Genomic DNA, 18,021 nt, shown 5'->3' with positions numbered 1-18,021 from the left:
CTTAATAATTAATAAATATGAGCGATAAAAAAACAACAGGAATTTGGAAAGTTATTTCCGCTTCCTCAATGGGAACAATGATCGAATGGTACGATTTCTACATCTTTGGAAGTTTAGCCGTTGTAATTTCAACAAAATTTTTCCCATCAGATAATCCAACAGCAGCCTTCTTATCTACTTTAGCAACATTTGCTGCTGGTTTCGTAGTTCGTCCTTTCGGAGCTTTATTCTTCGGACGTTTAGGAGATATTATTGGACGTAAATATACGTTTATGGTTACCTTACTTTTAATGGGTGGAGCCACGTTCCTTATTGGATGTATTCCAAGTTATGAAACGATTGGTTTTATGGCACCTTTATTAGTTCTTGTGCTTCGTTTATTACAAGGTTTAGCGCTTGGTGGCGAATATGGTGGAGCTGCAACTTATGTAGCAGAACACGCTCCAGCTGGACAAAAAGGATATTGGACTTCTTGGATTCAAACCACTGCTACTGTTGGTTTATTCATTTCATTAATGGTGATTTTAATTACAAAAAGCACTTTATCAAAAGAAGCTTTTGACGAATGGGGTTGGAGAGTACCATTTTGGGTTTCTATCTTAATGGTTTTAGTTTCTTACATGATTCGTAAAAACATGCATGAATCTCCAGTTTTCGCAAAAGCAAAAGAAGAAGGAAAAACAAGTACTAATCCGTTAAAAGAAAGTTTCGGAAACAAATACAATTTAAAATTTGTATTATTAGCTTTATTTGGAGCTACAATGGGTCAAGGTGTAGTTTGGTATACAGGTCAATTTTACGCCATGAACTTCCTGAAAACTGTAATGAGTGTAGATTCTTCTCAAGTGGATATGCTTCTAGGAATTGCCTTAATTTTAGGAACGCCTTTCTTTATTTTCTTCGGTTGGTTGAGTGATAAAATAGGAAGAAAATACATCATGATGGGAGGTATGTTAATTGCGATTTTATTATACAGACCTATTTACAAACAAATGTATGTCACTACAGATTTAACTCTAAAAACGGAAGTTGCAGCGAACACAAAAGTAGTTCCGTCAATGAAAGAAATTGATGCTACTAAAATGGATTCCATTTATACAACTACGAAAATGTATACTGACGGAACTGCCGTTGAAGAAATTCAAACTAAACATTTCGAAGCAGGAAAATTAATGCTTGACGATAAAGGAAAAGATAAAATTGAAACAAAAGTTACTAAATCTATAAATAGTAGCGACAAATGGATGCTAGTTTTCCTTGTGTTTATTCAGGTTATTTTTGTAACAATGGTTTATGGACCAATCGCAGCTTTCTTAGTGGAAATGTTCCCAGTGAAAATTCGTTATACTTCCATGTCGTTACCGTATCACGTTGGAAATGGTATTTTCGGTGGATTGTTACCAGCCATTTCAACATATTTCGTAACTTCGGCTAAAGATGCTGGAAACCCAGAATTCTATTTAGAAGGACTTTGGTATCCAATCGGTATTGCAGCAGTTTGTTTCGTAATCGGAATGATTTACATTGACAGAAAAATTAATACTCTTCACGACTAAAAACATAAAATATGAACGCAATAAAAAAATATTTAGGTATAATTTGGATGGCTCTTGCCGCTGCCGTAGCCTATTATAGTTATGAAATTTTCGGGGGAAAATTTTCAACAGGAAAACAAGAAGATTTAGTTTTTGCAATTATTATTTTCTTCGTTTTATTACCTTTAATCGTTTCTGGATTGGCTATTTTCGGATGGTATTCATTTAAAAACGAATATGAAGATTAATTTGATTTAATTAATTTTTTGTTACTAAAAGCTCTTATTTATTTAAGGGCTTTTATGTATTTAAATCAGTAGTGTTTTAAAAACTTTATGTAAATTAGTAAAAAATTACATAAGCAAATAAACAAAAATTTTGAGCTTTAGCGCCTTCGTGGCAAAATCTATGAAAAAAAGACACCAACAAAAATTAGTTATTGTTTCCATGGTTTTACTCATATGTCTCAATATGCCAATTGTATTACTATTTGATTCTTCCAGAAATGTTTTTGGATTTCCAAGTAGTTATATTTTCATTTTTTCCACTTGGTTACTTTCTATTTTAGTTTCCTTATATATTATGATTCGTTACAATGAATAGCGTTATTCTTCTTATAATTTTGTCCATCTATTTGGCCATTTTATTTTACATCGCTCATTGGGCAGAAAAAAACAACAACAGTAAATGGACAAATAATCCTTACGTTTATACTTTATCATTAGCGGTTTATTGCACGGCTTGGACCTATTATGGGAGTGTCGGAGTAGCAGCAGATAGTGGTTTAAGTTATCTTCCAATCTATTTAGGTCCAATAATTATAGCGCCGTCTTGGATTTTAATTCTAAAGAAAATTATCAGAATTTCTCGTGTCAATAAAATTTCAAGTATTGCCGATTTTATCTCTTTGCGATACGGAAATAGTCGTTTTTTAGGCGCAATTGTAACTGTTATTTGCTTAACAGGAATTATTCCTTACATTTCTTTACAACTAAAAGCCATTGCTGAAACTTTTCATATTGTTACGAAAACACCAATCAATTCCCTAATTTTTGATGATACCACAACTTATGTAGCTGTTGCATTAGCGTTATTCGCATCCTATTACGGAACACGTTATGTCGATGCTTCCGAAAAAAGAAAAGGAATCGTAACTGCTGTAGCAATGGAAAGTGTTTTAAAACTGGTTTTCTTTGTAATTATTGGCGTTTACGTAACATTTTTTGTCTTTGATGGTTTTGATGACATTTATCAAAAAGCCAGTTTATTAGAAAATTTCAAAGAAAAAAACACAATCGGTGGTTTGCCTCAAGCCATAAACTGGTTTTTACTTTGTGTACTTTCTATGTTTGCTATATTTTTATTACCGAGACAATTTCAAGTTTCAGTTATAGAAAATAATCGCGAAAAACATATTAATACTGCGGTTTGGTTGTTTCCATTATATTTATTGTTGTTCAATATTTTCGTGTATCCAATCGCTTGGGGTGGAAATATTTTGTTTGATGGTCAAGATGTAAATTCCGATGTGTATTCTTTATTAATTCCACAATTATTCAATAATAAAATTTTAACGGTTTTAGTTTTCCTTGGCGGATTTTCAGCGGCGATTTCAATGATTGTGGTTTCGTCAATTGGACTTTCTACAATGGTCACCAATAATATTTTAATTCCCTATAACTTACTTGGAAAACTAAAAAGTGCAGAAACAATTAGTAATAAAAGCATTTTAAATAGTAGAAAAATAGGCATCTTTTTGTTAATTATTCTTTCGTATTTCATTTACAGATATTTTGGATTAAATTATAATTTAGTATCCATCGGAATGGTTGCTTTTGTTGTGATTTCACAGTTAGCACCTGCTTTTTTTGGAGCCTTATTTTGGAGAAGAGGTTCTCGTTTAGGTGCCATTTATAGTATAATTATCGGATTTATTTTTTGCTTGTACACGTTGTTAATTCCATATAGTATCGGAATTACTAACAGTCAAAGCACCTTTATTTCTAACGGTTTTTTAAATATCGAATTACTAAAGCCTTTTCAATTATTCGGTTTAGATTATTTAGATCCAATTCCACACGCTTTATTTTGGAGTTTATTATTCAATTCCGTAACTTATTTTGCAGTTTCTGTGAGTTTTAAAGGGAATTATCGGGAAAGAAATTATGCAGAAATGTTTGTAGATATCAACAAATATATCACCAATCATGAAAATGCATTTATCTGGAAAGGAACGGCTTACAGAAATGATATTGAGAAAGTTTTGATTCGCTTTTTAGGTGAAGAACGCACCAAACGCGCTATGAATATTTTCAACGTAAAATATAACGTAGATAAAAATATAGAATTGGCAGATGCCCGATTAATTAAGTTTTCCGAAAATTTATTAACCGGACATATTGGAACAGCTTCCGCGAGAATTTTGATTTCAAGTGTAGTTAAAGAAGAAAAAATTAGTTTACCAGAAGTTTTGAAAATTTTAGAAGAATCTAAAGAAAATATTATTGTTAATAAAAAACTAACAGAAACCTCTAATGAATTAAAGGAAATCACAGCTAAATTGCAAGATGCCAACGATTCGTTAATGATTAAAGACCAACAAAAAGACGAATTTTTGGACACGGTTACCCACGAACTTCGAACGCCAATTACGGCTATTCGTGCTGCAAGTGAGATTTTACACGATGATGACGAAATTCCAGAGGAACTTAAAAAGCAATTTTTACAGAATATTATTTCAGAATCAGATAGATTGAATCGGTTAATTGATAAAATTCTCGATTTAGAAAAATTTGAAACGGGGAAACAAACCATTCATCCAACGCAAAATAATTTGGTTGTTACTATTGAAAAATCAATTGAACCTTTGCAGCAATTAATTAAAAACAAGCATATTACAGTTCATATAGAAAGTAAATCAAAGGTAAATGCTTTTTATGATGAAGATAGAATTGTACAAGTGATAACTAATTTATTATCAAATGCGATCAAGTTTTGCCCAGAAATTGATGGATTAATTACCATTCAAATCAAGGAAAAGAATAATTTTATTCATACTTTCGTGCAAGACAATGGAAAAGGAATCCATCCAGATGATTTTGAGGTTATTTTTGATAAGTTTTATCAATCTACCAATCAAAATATAAAGAAACCTGTTGGTAGCGGATTAGGATTAGCCATTTGTAAACAAATTATGGAATATCACAAAGGTAAAATCTGGGCAGAACAAACCGTTAAAGGCGCTTGTATTGTTTTCACTTTACCAAAAAACAAGAATACAGAAAGCTTATAATCATGAAGAAAATTTTAATTGTAGACGACGAACCAAACATAGTAATGTCATTGGAATATACTTTCAAAAAGAATAATTTTGAAGTGTTTATTGCACGTGATGGTCAGGAAGCTTTGGATATTGTTAAAACGGATTTTCCAGATGTAATTATTTTAGATGTGATGATGCCAATGGTGGATGGATATGCCACGTTAGAACAAATTCGAAAAGATGTTAATTTATCACATACTAAAGTGATTTTTCTTTCTGCAAAAAATAAGGCTAGCGATATAGAAAAAGGAATGGCTTTAGGTGCAGATGCGTATTTAATCAAACCTTTTTCCATAAAAAAAGTAGTGGAAACAGTTTTAGAACTCCTTTAAAATAAATAAATATTTTCAAAAGGCTGAAGGATTTTTTCTTCAGCCTTTTTTATTATTTTTCGATAAATTTATGTATACCTTTTTAGCAAGTTTATTTTCTTAGGCTTAATAATATTCGTTATATTTACGTTATTAATATGAAAATAAAGCAATAGAAATAATGAATTATCAAGAATTATATAACGAAAGCACGCAAAATCCTGAAAAGTTTTGGGCACAACAAGCCAATCAAATAGAATGGTATAAAAAACCATCAAAAATTTTATCTACAGATGAAAATAACTATCCACTTTGGTTTGCGGATGGTGAAATTAATGCTTGTTATTTAGCTTTAGATAAACATATTCAAGATGGATTTGGAGATAATATTGCTATAATTTACGATTCTCCAGTTACACAAACTGTTAAAAAGTATACATACAATGAAGTTAAAACAGAAGTAGCTAAATTGGCTGGTGGAATGTTGTCTTTAGGATTAAAAAAAGGAAATACAGCTGTAATTTACATGCCAATGATTCCACAAGCTGCTTTTGCGATGTTAGCTTGCGCTAGAATTGGAGTAACGCATTCAGTAGTTTTCGGTGGATTCGCACCACATGAATTAGCGATACGAATTGACGATTGTAAACCTAAAGTAGTTATTACAGCATCTTCTGGAATTGAAATAGACCGATTAATTGCTTACAAACCTTTAGTGGATGAAGCTATCGAATTAGCGGAACATAAACCTAAAAAAGTTATCGTTTTAAATAGAAAATTGGGAGCCAGAATTCCATTCAAAAAGTACGATGTAGATTATGATGCTTTAGTTTATGGTTCTGAAGAAGCACCTTGTGTTCCAGTAGAAGCCACTCATCCTTTATATGTTTTATATACTTCTGGCACGACTGGAAAACCAAAAGGAATTGTCAGAGATACAGGTGGTTATGCTACGGCACTTAAATATTCAATGCAATACATTTATGGTGCAAAACCAGATGAAGTTTTTTGGGCTGCTTCAGATGTTGGTTGGGTAGTTGGACATAGTTATATTGTTTACGGACCACTAATTAACAGAAATACAACCCTAATTTTCGAAGGAAAACCAATCCGAACTCCTGATGCAAGTACGTTTTGGAGAGTCATTGCTGAGCATAAAGTAAATGTAATGTTTACCGCTCCAACTGCTATTCGTGCCATCAAAAAAGAAGATCCAAACGGCGAATTTATTAAACAATACGATTTATCAAGTTTAAGAACTCAGTTTTTAGCCGGTGAACGTTGTGATATAGCAACTTTAGAATGGTATCAACAACATATTCCAGTTCCTGCAATCGACCATTGGTGGCAAACAGAATCTGGTTGGCCAATGATTGCGAACATGATGGGAGTGGAGTTTTTACCTATAAAACCTGGTTCTGCAGGAAAAGCTGTCACAGGTTATAACATTCAAATTTTTAATGAAAATGGAGAAGAATTAGGTCCGAATCAAGAAGGTTATGTAGTCATCAAGTTGCCATTGCCTCCTGGAACTATGTTGGATTTATGGAAAGATAACGAACGCTTCAAAGCAGGATATTTGAATAAATTTCCAGGTTTTTATTTTTCAGGTGATGGCGGATTTAAAGATGAGGAAGATTATATTTTTATAACCGGTAGAGTAGATGATGTAATCAATGTGGCAGGTCATCGACTTTCAACTGCTGAAATGGAAGAAATTGTTTCTTCACACCATTCAGTTGCAGAATGTGCAGTTATTGGTATTAACGATGAATTAAAAGGACAAATACCTTTAGCTTTAGTTGTTACAAAATCAGGTGAAGAAATCGAAAATTTCCAATTGCAACATGAAGTCGTACAATTAGTTCGTGAGCAAATTGGAGCTGTAGCTTCTTTACGAGATGTGATTATCGTACAAAGACTACCAAAAACACGTTCCGGAAAAATTTTAAGAAAATTAATGCGAAGTATTGTAGATGGAGAAAATTTCCAAATCCCATCCACTATTGATGATGAAGCCATTATTGAGGAATTAAATCAAGAATTTTCTCTAGCAAAACTAGGTTCTTTCAAATAAATAGTAATTCAAATACCAATGATTCATTTTATTGGTATTTTTTATATAAATTTGTAGAGTGAATGTTCACTAACTAAAATTTATGATGGATAAAGCTTCCAAAAGACAACAAGAAATTATAGAATCTGCTGGGAAACTATTGATGGAAAAAGGAATCAAAGGTTTAACAACTAAGAATTTAGCTCAAGAAATGGAATTTTCTGAAAGTGCCTTGTATCGACATTTCAAAAATAAAGAAGACATAATTTTGTTATTGATTCGTTTTTTATCTGAAAATATTAATTTGAGATTTGAAACAATTTTAAAAGTAGAAAATAATGCCGAAGAGAAGTTTTTAGCACTTTTTTTAAGTCAATTTCAATTCTTTAAAAAGAATCCACATTTTATAGTGATTGTCTTGTCTGATGGGTTGATGGATAATTCGGAAGACATAAAAAAAAGTATAAAAAAATTGATTGAAACTAATTTTGTGGCACTAAAAAAAATAATGACTGACGGACAAGAATCTAAATTATTTAACCAAGAAATGGAAGCGGATAGTTTGGTTCATTTTGCAATGGGTACATTTCGTTTGCAAATGTTACAATGGAAATTATCAAATTTTAACTTTGATATTGAAATAAAAGGAATGAAAACTATGACTGATTTATTAACTCTTCTAAAAAAATAAATTATGAAATTTTTTAAAATAAGTACCGCAGTTTTAGTTGTTGCAACAAGTACAATCGGTTTTTCACTAACACAAAATAACATCAAAATGAACTTAAAAGAATTACACACAGAAAATAAAGGAGTACAAACAAACATGATGTTTCCTGCCAATGAGGGCAAAGTTATTTCTTTACAAATTTTAAAAGATAGTAAACTAGAAGAACACGTTACAAAAGTTCCAGCATTACTAGTTTGTGTTTCTGGAAATGCTGTTTACGAAGATGAAAAAGGAATAAAAGCGGTATTGTTTTCAGGTGATTTTGTTAAAATTGAACCAAATGTTAAACATTGGGTAAACGGAATTGAATCCACTAATTTATTATTGATTAAATAAGTTTTAAATGAAATCTTCAATAAAAATCATTTTTTTTCTATTGCTTTTTTCTAATGTAAAAGCGCAAGATTCACTTTCATTAAAATCTATTGATGATGTATTTGCTTATGCAGAAAAAAACGCAACCGTTCTCAAAGTTTCTAACGAACAATTAGCATTAGCAAAATACCAAACATTAATTTCTAAAATCAATATTTTTAATCCTAAAGGTAATGTGACTGCATCAGCAACGGATTTTTTAGAAATACCTTCTAATTTTTTACCAGCAGAAATTTTTGGAGGTGTTCCTGGTACTTTCAAAGAAGTGAAATTCGGACAACAATATATAAGTACTATTGGTATTACACCACAAATCGATTTGATTAATATTCAGTCTTGGCAAAAGATTAAAGTTTCAAAAATTAATGAAAATTTAAACAATAAAACTCAATTATTAATAAAGAAAAACTTACTTGAAAATTTAGCAATGACTTATTATTCCATTATTTCGATTCAAAAACAAATTGATATATTAGATGTAAATTATACTAATAATATAAAAATAGAAGAAGTTGTTAGAAATAAAAATAAAGAGGGTTTGCTTAGATCTCAAGATGTAAATCAAGCTGCTGTAAATCTCTTACAAATTGAAGATAAAAAAATGCAATTAGAAACCACTTTATTGCAACAAATTAATGCATTGAAAGTTTTGTGTGATATTAATTTTGACATTAAATTAAACCTATCAAATTCAGAAACTGAAATTAATGATTTTCAAAAAATTGAGGTTAATTCTAAATTAGTGAGTGAGCAAAGTATTTTGCAAAAAGAGTTAAACAAACAAGAATTAAAAAGTTATAAATCATCGTTTTATCCAACACTTTCTGCTATTGGAAATTGGACGTATCAAGAAAATAATACCACTGGTTTTTTTGACACAAATGGATCGAGTTTTCAATCTTCATATATTGGTTTACGATTGAATTATTTACTTCCAGAATCCTCTAAGTTTCAGCAAAAAAGAACTTTAAAAACAAATTTGACAATTGCTTCTGAAAACGCGAAACATAGCGAACTTCAAGAAAAAAACGCAAATGAACAACTGAAACTAGATTTTCAAAAAGCAATGGATAGTTTTAAAATTAGTAAAAAAATTGTAGTTTTAAAAACAGATACTTATAAAAAAAATTTTGAGATATTTCAACAGAATTTAGTTTCAATTGATAATTTATTAATTTCTTTTAATGATAAACTCAATGCCGAATTAAATGATATTGTTAATGAAATAAACACAAACTATCTAAAAACAAAAATCAACATTAATAATACGATTCAATAATGAAAAAGATATTTTTACTAGCATCGGTACTCTTTTTTTCTTGTAAAAATGACAAGGAAATAAAGCCAATAAAACAAGATATAAAAGAATTAGTTTTTGCATCAGGCGAATTAGAGTGGGATAATGCTTATAATTTAACAGCACAAACAGATGGGGTTTTAACCAATTCCAATTTTGAAGTTGGTGATTTTGTTTCTAAAGGCAAAACCTTGGTAGCAATTGATAATAAAATTAATGAAATTAATGCACAAGCTGCAAAAGAACAATTGCTTATTTCTAATGAAAATCTGACAGATAATTCTCCTCAAATTCAACAATTGAAACAAAATATTCAGTTTGCCGAAAACAAATATAAACAAGATAAAATACAAGTAGAACGTTACAAAAAACTATATGAAACTCAAAGTATTGCAAAAGTTGAACTTGAAAACATTCAACTGAATGCAAGTAATTCATTGTCAAGTTTAAATGCTTTGAAAAAACAAATTTTACAAATTCAGCAACAAGCAAAACAACAACAAATCAATGCCAAAGGTCAAGCTTTGAACAATCAAGTCATTAAAAATTATAATTCAATTGTTGTAACAGAAAGCGGTACGGTTATCAAAAAACTTAAAACTAATGGTGATTATGTTAAAAAAGGAGAAATTATTGCCACAATTGCCAATGCTCAAAAAGTGGAAGCAGTTTTAAATGTAGATGAAAATAGTATTGGAAAAGTTAAATTAGGACAAACGGTTTTCGTTCAATTAAATACGAATAAAAACACAACTTATAATGGAAAAATTTCCGAAATCCTTTCTGCTTTTGATGAACAATCACAATCTTTTATTTGCAAAGTAAATTTTGATAAACCTTTTGAAAATTCACTTTTTGGAACACAATTAGAAGCTAATATTTTAGTTGGAGAAAAGAAAAATGCATTGCTAATCCCAAGAGATTATGTTGGTTTTGGAAACAAAGTAAACGTAAAAGATAAAGACGAATATGTCATTATAAAACCTGGAATCATTTCAACAGTATATGTAGAAGTTTTAGAAGGAATTAATGAAAATGATATTCTTTTACCTTTAAAATTATAAAAGATGAATATCAATTCAGCAATAGCAAAAACCTATGTTTTGTCTAATAAAAAACTCACTGCAGTTGCTGTTGTAGGGGTGGTTTTAGGAATGTCAATTTATATTTTTATGAATTGTATGTTGGTTGGTTTTGATAAAAGTTCTAGTTCTTCCATTTTTAAATCGACTTCGCACATTAGAGTTTATAAAGATGATGAAATTAGTAAGCCTTTAATGCAGAATAATAACTACAAATCCATAATAATTAACCCGAAAATCGTTCCTGTTAACAACACAATTATTAATCCAAATTTGGTAATTGAAACCATTATAAAGCAAAAAGAAGTGACTGTTGTAACAACTCAAGTCAATTCAAGTGTGTTTTTTAATAATGGAAAATCTCAAATTTCTGGAATTGCTGTTGGAATAAAACCAGACGAAGCTAACTTAATGTTCGATATAAAATCGTTTATGGTTGAAGGAAATTTCGACATGCTAAAATCCAATCCAAACGGAATTATTATTGGAAGCGGAATTTCTCAAAAAATGAATTTATCAATAAATGATAATTTGAATCTGACTTCGTCAAAAGGTATCAACCGAAATTTTAAAGTTGTTGGAATTTTTAAAACAAACAATTCTATTACAGATAAAACAAGATCTTACGTTAATATTGCTACAGCACAACAATTATTAAAAGAAGGAACAAGTTATATTACAGATATTAATGTAAATGTTTCTGATCCAGAAGCAGCAGAATTAATTGCCAAAAAAATCGAAAATTTAACAGGATACAAAGCTGAAGGTTGGAAGCAAGCCAATGAAACCTTTATGGCTGCAAATAAAATGCGTAAAATAGTTATCACATTTGTTTCATTTACGATTTTATTAGTAGCGGGTTTCGGAATTTATAATATTTTAAACATGACTGTTTCTCAAAAAATAAATGATATCGCCATTTTAAAAGCAATGGGTTTTAAAGGAAAAGATGTAATTAGAATTTTTGTAACACAAGCCGTTTCTATTGGAATTATGGGTGTGATTGGTGGAGTTATTTTAGCAATACTCTTAATTACAATTCTGAAAAATATTTATGTTGGTGGAGATATCGGCTATTTTCCAATTGATTACGAATTTAAAAAGTTTTTTCAAGGCGTGGTAATCGGATTGGTACTTACTTTTTTCGCGGGTTACATTCCTGCAAAAAAAGCCGCAAATGTTGATCCAGTAGAAATTTTAAGAAAGTAAAAATGAACATTCTAGAAACAAAAAATATCATCAAGTATTTTCACGAACCAACAGAATTTCAGGTTTTAAAAGATATCTCTTTTGATGTTAAAAAAGGCGAATTTCTTTCTATGATTGGAAAATCGGGTAGTGGTAAATCAACACTTTTATATATACTTTCCACAATGGACACGGATTATAAAGGAGAGTTGTATATAGATAATAAATTAATGACAGGATTGTCAATAGATCAATTGGCGGAAGTTAGAAACGAAAAAATTGGGTTTGTATTTCAATTTCATTATTTACTTCCAGAGTTTACGTGTTTAAGAAATGTTATGATTCCAGCTTTAAAATTAGGAAAATTATCTGAAAAAGAAATTGAACAACGCGCTTATCAAAAACTAGAAATATTAGGTTTGCAAGATCAAGCATTAAAACCGGCTAGTAAACTTTCTGGCGGACAACAACAACGTGTAGCAATTGCGCGTGCTTTAATAAATGATCCTCTAATTATTATGGGTGATGAACCAACTGGAAATTTAGATAGTAAAAATTCAGATATTGTTTTTAATATTTTTCAAGAACTAACTAGAAATTTCGGTCAGACAATCATCGCTGTGACGCATGATGAAGATTTTGCTCACAAAAGTGATAGAATTATTGAAATGAAAGATGGTCGAATTATAAGTTAATTTGTTGCATCTATTTATATATACCTATTTAGCAAAAAAAATCTTTAACGCATGAATAGAATACTTATATTTACACTATTAAACAGAAAAAAATCGAAGAATGAGTTACTATAAAATCAAAGATTTAGAAAATTACTTCAAAATGTATAAAAAATCAGTTCGCGAACCAAGAAAATTTTGGGATCGTATTGCTGATGAAAATTTTACTTGGTATCAAAAATGGGATAAAGTTTTTGATGTGGATATGCAAGAAGCTAATTTTAAATGGTTTTTAAATGCAAAAGTAAACATCACTAAAAACTGCATCGACAGACATTTAGCTAAAAAAGGAGATAAAACGGCCATCATTTTTGAACCAAATGATCCTAAAGAAGAAGCTTTACATATTTCATACAACGAATTATATGTAAGAGTTGCAAAAATGGCGAACGTTCTACGTGAACAAGGTATTAAAAAAGGTGACAGAGTTTGTATCTACTTACCTATGATTCCAGAATTAGCCGTATCAGTTTTGGCTTGTGCCCGAATTGGAGCCATACATTCTGTAGTTTTTGCAGGATTTTCTGCATCAGCGGTTTCAGCAAGAATTAACGATTCGGAATGTAAAATGGTAATTACTTCTGATGGTGGATTTAGAGGAAACAAATCGATTGATTTAAAAGGAATTGTAGATGAAGCTTTAGAAAAATGTCCTTGTGTAGAAACTGTTTTAGTTGCTAAAAGAACGAATACTGAAGTTACTATGAAAGAAGGTCGTGACATTTGGTTACAACCTCTTTTAGACGAAGCAATTGGAAATAACGTTGCAGAAATAATGGATGCAGAAGATCCGTTGTTTATTTTATATACTTCTGGTTCAACAGGAAAACCAAAAGGAATGTTGCATACAACAGCTGGATATATGGTTTACACAGCTTATACATTCAAAAATGTTTTCAATTACGAAGAAAATGATGTATTTTGGTGTACTGCTGATATTGGCTGGATTACCGGACATTCTTATATTTTATACGGACCACTTTTGAACGGTGCTACAACTGTGATTTTTGAAGGCGTTCCTTCTTATCCAGATTTTAGTCGCTTTTGGGAAGTTATAGAAAAACATAAAGTGAATCAATTTTATACGGCTCCAACCGCAATTCGTGCTTTAGCCAAAGAAAGTATCGATTATGTACAACGATTTCAACTAGATTCTCTAAAAGTAATTGGATCCGTTGGAGAACCTATTAATGAAGAAGCTTGGCATTGGTACAACGATCACGTAGGAGGAAAGCGTTGTCCTTTAGTTGATACATGGTGGCAAACGGAAACAGGTGGAATTATGATTTCTCCAATTCCTTTCGTAACACCAACAAAACCAACCTATGCGTCTTTACCTTTACCAGGAATTCAACCGGTTTTAATGGACGAATTACGCAACGAAATTGAAGGCAATCAAGTTACAGGAAGTTTGTGTATCAAATTCCCTTGGCCATCAATGGCGAGAACTATTTGGGGTGATCACCAAAGATATAAAGAAACCTATTTTACAGCATTCCCAGGGAAATTTTTCACAGGTGATGGCGCTTTACGCGATGAAGTTGGTTATTACCGAATTACAGGTCGTGTAGATGATGTAATTATTGTTTCTGGACATAATTTAGGAACGGCTCCAATTGAAGATTCAATCAACGAACATCCAGCAGTTGCAGAAAGTGCTATCGTTGGTTTCCCACATGATATCAAAGGAAACGCTTTGTATGGTTTCGTAATTTTAAAAGAAACAGGAGAAGGAAGAGATAAAGACAATTTATCTAAAGAAATTAACCAATTGATTTCTGATCAAGTTGGACCAATTGCGAAATTAGATAAAATTCAGTTTGTATCTGGTTTGCCAAAAACACGTTCAGGTAAAATTATGCGACGTATTTTAAGAAAAATTGCAGAAGGTGATTTCTCTAATTTCGGTGATATTTCAACGTTATTAAATCCTGAAATTGTAGAAGAAATTAAAAACGGAAAACTGTAATAATCTTTTTTAAACTTAATATTCAAAAGAGGTACAATATTTGTACCTCTTTTTTATTGAAATTAAACTATATAAAAAATAATTAACTAAAAATAGTAAAATTGTAAGGTATTTTACATTTTAGTAACACTTAAATAATTATTTTTGTAAATACCAAAAGCATCAACCAAACTATTTAATATGAATTTTACATCGGTAAAACAGACTCTTTTCGAATTACAACATTTATTAAATCAGATCTCTGAAGATGATTATTCAAAACCTATTGAATACTTAAGTAACGCTTCAATTGGTGAGCACACACGCCATATCATTGAATTGTTTCAATGTGCCATCAATTCTTATGAAGTGGGTGAATTGAACTACGATAACAGAAGTAGAAATCTTTTAATTCAAACAAGTCCAACTTATGCAATTGAAAAAATTGATGAAATTTGTAACACCATTGAAAAAGAAAACAAAGATATAATACTTGAAAGTGTCTTTTTTGAAGAAGTTTCTCGAATAAATACGAATTATTTCAGAGAAGTTATCTATAATTTAGAACATTGTATACATCACCAAGCTTTAATAAAAGTGGCTGTTTTTCAATTTGAATATTTGGTAGTTAATGAAAATTTTGGTGTAGCACCTTCAACAATTGTTTTTAGAAATCAATGTGCACAGTAAGTTTTGTTTACGCTAATAATTCATTTTTATTGACATCAAATAGAGATGAAAAAATAACGCGACCTTCAGCAATTGAACCTAAAATTTATCAAACAGCAACCAAAAAAATAATTTATCCTAAAGACGCTAAAGCTGGTGGAACCTGGTTTGTTGTGGACGAATTCGGTAATGCTATAATTCTTCTTAACGGAGGAAAAACCAAACATATTCCTAAAGATAAATATCGTTTAAGTCGTGGTATAATTGTTTTAGATTTAATGGCTTCCAACGCCATTGTTGCTACATGGGAAACTATCGATTTAACGGATATTGAACCTTTTACTTTATTGGTTTTAGATAACAAACAACCTTTTCAATTACAATGGAGTGGTGAAGAAAAATCTACAGTTGAATTAGATATTAATCAAACTTACATTTGGTCTTCTTCTACATTATATACGCCTGAAATTCAGCAACAACGCGCTCAATGGTTTGCACAATATATGAAGGAAAATAAAGATGTTTCAGCTGAAAAGATGAAGTTTTTCCATAAAAATACAGAACCAAAAGATGCTAAAAATGGTTTAATTATCAATCGTGATAATCTTTACAAAACCTTAAGCGTTACGCAAACTGTTATTTCAGAAAATTCAGTATCTGTGAATCACTCTGATTTAATTATGGATGAGGAATATTCTATTACTTTTTAAATTTTAAAATTTGAAACTTTTCATACATAAAGTCCTCAACTGGGAATACTGGCCCTTTGGCATTGTTTATTTTCCGATATTTTTTCTTTGGATATATTATTCAATTAAAGCAAGAACGATATTTTTCTTCAATTCAGCCAACCCAAAAATGAAGAATGGTGGATTCATGAATGAAAGTAAAATTGAAATTTACGATTTAATTCCACAACAATATTATCCAAAAACCCAATTTATTAAGACAAATACTAGTCTTGAAGACGTTTTAAATAAATTGAAAACTTCAGAACAAAACTATCCGTTAATTTTGAAACCAGATATGGGTTTAAGAGGAAATGGTGTGAAAAAAGTTGCGAATATAGAAGAATTAAAAGACTATCATGCTAAAGCGGATTTCGATTTTTTAATTCAAGATGTCATTCCATTTGAAAATGAAGTTGGGATTTTTTATGTAAAATTACCAAATGAAACTAAAGGTAAAATAACCGGAATTGTTTCTAAAGAATATCTAATTGTAGAAGGCGATGGAACCCGTACAATAGAACAATTAATCAAACAAACTCCAAGATTTGAATTTCAGCTAAAAGCTTTACAGAAAGAATACAAAGACAAACTACTTAAAGTATTACTTAAAGGAGAGAAAATAAATTTAGTACCTTATGGAAATCATGCTCGTGGTGCAAAATTTATCGATTCAAGTCATTTGATTTCTGAAAAATTAAACAATGTTATTGAAAATATTAGTAAAGATATATCTGAATTTTATTTCGGACGATTTGATATTATGTTCCATACTTTTGAAGAATTAGAAAACGGACGAAATTTCTCCATAGTAGAATTAAATGGAAGTGGGAGCGAACCTACACATATTTACGATCCAAAACATTCTATCTTTTTTGCTTGGAAAGAATTAGCACGACATATTACTTACAGGAGAATTCAATAACTTAATGCAACAAATGATAATTTTTATCTTTGTTGAATTATGGAAAAAAAGCACAAACGACTTACACTAAATGAACGCATTATTATTGAGACTTTACTCTATGAAAATAAGTCTAAAAGTTATATTGCAAAGCATCTAAATAGAAATCGTTCTACTATTACTCGAGAAATAAATAGTTGGATGCACAAACCAACCGATAAATACAATGCAACTTTAGCAGATTTCTTTGCAAAAGAAGAGTATTTAAACAAAAGAAATCTTGATAAAATAAATACTCATAAAAAACTTAAACTATTTGTTTACAGAGGCTTATTATGTGGTTTTTCGCCAGAACAAATTGCTGGAAGAATTAAAATTGATTATCCTAACAATAGTATTATGACAATCTCTCATGAAGCAATTTATCAGCATATTTATAAACATAGACAGTCAAGATTAGGCAAAAAACTCATACAACTTCTACCCTATCATCATTCCAAAAGAAGATACAATAGAAAAGGTGGAAAAAACAAAATACGAATCAAAGACCAAGTAAATATTAGCCAAAGACCCAACAGTGTTGAGTTACGAAACGAAGTTGGACATTGGGAAGGAGATCTAATGATTGGTGTAGGACAAAAAAGTGCCATCGGAACAATTGTAGAAAGAAAAACAAGATATGTTTTCATTATTAAATTAGAAAATAGAAAATCCGAAACCGTGACACAACAATTTGCAAAACACTTGAAAACACTACCCAAATACACTGTAAAATCAATGACTTACGACAACGGAATGGAAATGGCAAATCACAAATGGCTATCAAATAACACTGGAATGGATATATATTTTGCTAATCCTTATTCTTCCTGGGAACGTGGAACTAACGAAAACACGAACGGTTTAATTAGGCGTTTTTTCCCTAAAGGAACTGATTTTAACACCATAACAAACAAACAACTAAAACATGCTGAATTAACTCTAAACAATAGACCTAGAAAGGTTTTAGGGTACAAAACACCTCAAGAAAAAATGAATCAAGAAATCACTAACTATATAGCATAAATCAAGCCTATTTCGGAAATAACTTTTGGTCAATTAAAAAGACCAAAAAAGTTATTCTGAAATTAGACAAAATGAAA

At 30.4% G+C, this 18,021-nt stretch carries 17 protein-coding genes; all 17 read left to right on the top strand.

All coding sequences use genetic code 11. The annotated features are described in order from the left end of the window. The first annotated feature begins 17 nt into the window (after positions 1-17). The gene (locus tag UEQ13_RS02270; RefSeq protein ID WP_329804765.1) at positions 18-1,556 is read left to right on the top strand and encodes an MFS transporter; all 1,539 of its coding nucleotides are present in this window, start codon (positions 18-20) and stop codon (positions 1,554-1,556) included. A gap of 11 nt (positions 1,557-1,567) precedes the next feature. Further along, positions 1,568-1,783 carry a DUF6814 family protein gene (locus tag UEQ13_RS02265; protein WP_329804764.1) on the top strand — a complete coding sequence of 72 codons (216 nt, stop codon included), beginning with the start codon at positions 1,568-1,570 and terminating at the stop codon, positions 1,781-1,783. 160 nt (positions 1,784-1,943) lie between these two features. After that, a complete protein-coding gene (locus UEQ13_RS02260) occupies positions 1,944-2,138 on the top strand; it encodes a hypothetical protein (RefSeq protein WP_329804763.1) in 195 nt (64 codons plus the stop codon). Beyond that, positions 2,131-4,827 (top strand): ATP-binding protein, encoded by a 2,697-nt coding sequence (locus UEQ13_RS02255; RefSeq protein WP_329804762.1) that lies wholly within the window; start codon positions 2,131-2,133, stop codon positions 4,825-4,827. Before UEQ13_RS02260 ends, UEQ13_RS02255 begins: the two co-directional genes overlap by 8 nt. A gap of 2 nt (positions 4,828-4,829) precedes the next feature. Next, complete coding sequence (locus tag UEQ13_RS02250) at positions 4,830-5,189, top strand: response regulator transcription factor (protein WP_329804760.1); 360 nt, start codon at positions 4,830-4,832, stop codon at positions 5,187-5,189. Positions 5,190-5,340: 151 nt separating this feature from the next. Continuing rightward, entirely contained in the window at positions 5,341-7,245 is a 1,905-nt protein-coding gene (locus UEQ13_RS02245; RefSeq protein WP_329804877.1) for a propionyl-CoA synthetase, read from the top strand. A gap of 82 nt (positions 7,246-7,327) precedes the next feature. Next, positions 7,328-7,915: a TetR/AcrR family transcriptional regulator gene (locus tag UEQ13_RS02240; protein ID WP_329804759.1), complete on the top strand. Its 588-nt coding sequence runs from the start codon at positions 7,328-7,330 to the stop codon at positions 7,913-7,915. Positions 7,916-7,918: 3 nt separating this feature from the next. Then, positions 7,919-8,290, top strand: coding sequence for a cupin domain-containing protein (locus UEQ13_RS02235; protein ID WP_329804758.1), 372 nt, complete (start codon positions 7,919-7,921; stop codon positions 8,288-8,290). A 7-nt stretch (positions 8,291-8,297) separates the two neighbouring features. Then, positions 8,298-9,608: a TolC family protein gene (locus tag UEQ13_RS02230; protein WP_329804757.1), complete on the top strand. Its 1,311-nt coding sequence runs from the start codon at positions 8,298-8,300 to the stop codon at positions 9,606-9,608. After that, positions 9,608-10,690, top strand: coding sequence for an efflux RND transporter periplasmic adaptor subunit (locus UEQ13_RS02225; RefSeq protein WP_329804756.1), 1,083 nt, complete (start codon positions 9,608-9,610; stop codon positions 10,688-10,690). Before UEQ13_RS02230 ends, UEQ13_RS02225 begins: the two co-directional genes overlap by 1 nt. A gap of 3 nt (positions 10,691-10,693) precedes the next feature. After that, on the top strand, positions 10,694-11,917 hold the full coding sequence (locus UEQ13_RS02220; RefSeq protein ID WP_329804755.1) for an ABC transporter permease: 1,224 nt from the start codon (positions 10,694-10,696) through the stop codon (positions 11,915-11,917). 2 nt (positions 11,918-11,919) lie between these two features. After that, a complete protein-coding gene (locus UEQ13_RS02215; RefSeq protein ID WP_329804753.1) occupies positions 11,920-12,591 on the top strand; it encodes an ABC transporter ATP-binding protein in 672 nt (223 codons plus the stop codon). 100 nt (positions 12,592-12,691) lie between these two features. Next, the gene (gene acs, locus UEQ13_RS02210; protein ID WP_329804751.1) at positions 12,692-14,599 is read left to right on the top strand and encodes an acetate--CoA ligase; all 1,908 of its coding nucleotides are present in this window, start codon (positions 12,692-12,694) and stop codon (positions 14,597-14,599) included. Positions 14,600-14,779: 180 nt separating this feature from the next. Next, positions 14,780-15,268: a DinB family protein gene (locus tag UEQ13_RS02205; RefSeq protein WP_329804750.1), complete on the top strand. Its 489-nt coding sequence runs from the start codon at positions 14,780-14,782 to the stop codon at positions 15,266-15,268. Further along, complete coding sequence (locus UEQ13_RS02200) at positions 15,256-15,957, top strand: NRDE family protein (RefSeq protein ID WP_329804748.1); 702 nt, start codon at positions 15,256-15,258, stop codon at positions 15,955-15,957. The genes UEQ13_RS02205 and UEQ13_RS02200 overlap by 13 nt, the downstream gene beginning before the upstream one ends. A gap of 148 nt (positions 15,958-16,105) precedes the next feature. Then, positions 16,106-16,900, top strand: a complete 795-nt coding sequence (locus UEQ13_RS02195) for a D-alanine--D-alanine ligase (protein WP_329804746.1) — start codon at positions 16,106-16,108, stop codon at positions 16,898-16,900. A 39-nt stretch (positions 16,901-16,939) separates the two neighbouring features. Then, a complete protein-coding gene (locus UEQ13_RS02190) occupies positions 16,940-17,944 on the top strand; it encodes an IS30 family transposase (protein WP_329804339.1) in 1,005 nt (334 codons plus the stop codon). Positions 17,945-18,021 lie beyond the last annotated feature (77 nt).

The organism is Flavobacterium facile (assembly GCF_036321945.1).
Classification (GTDB): Bacteria; Bacteroidota; Bacteroidia; order Flavobacteriales; family Flavobacteriaceae; genus Flavobacterium; species Flavobacterium facile.
Note: the sequence above shows the minus strand (reverse complement) of the source record. Positions and strands in the feature narration are given on the sequence as shown.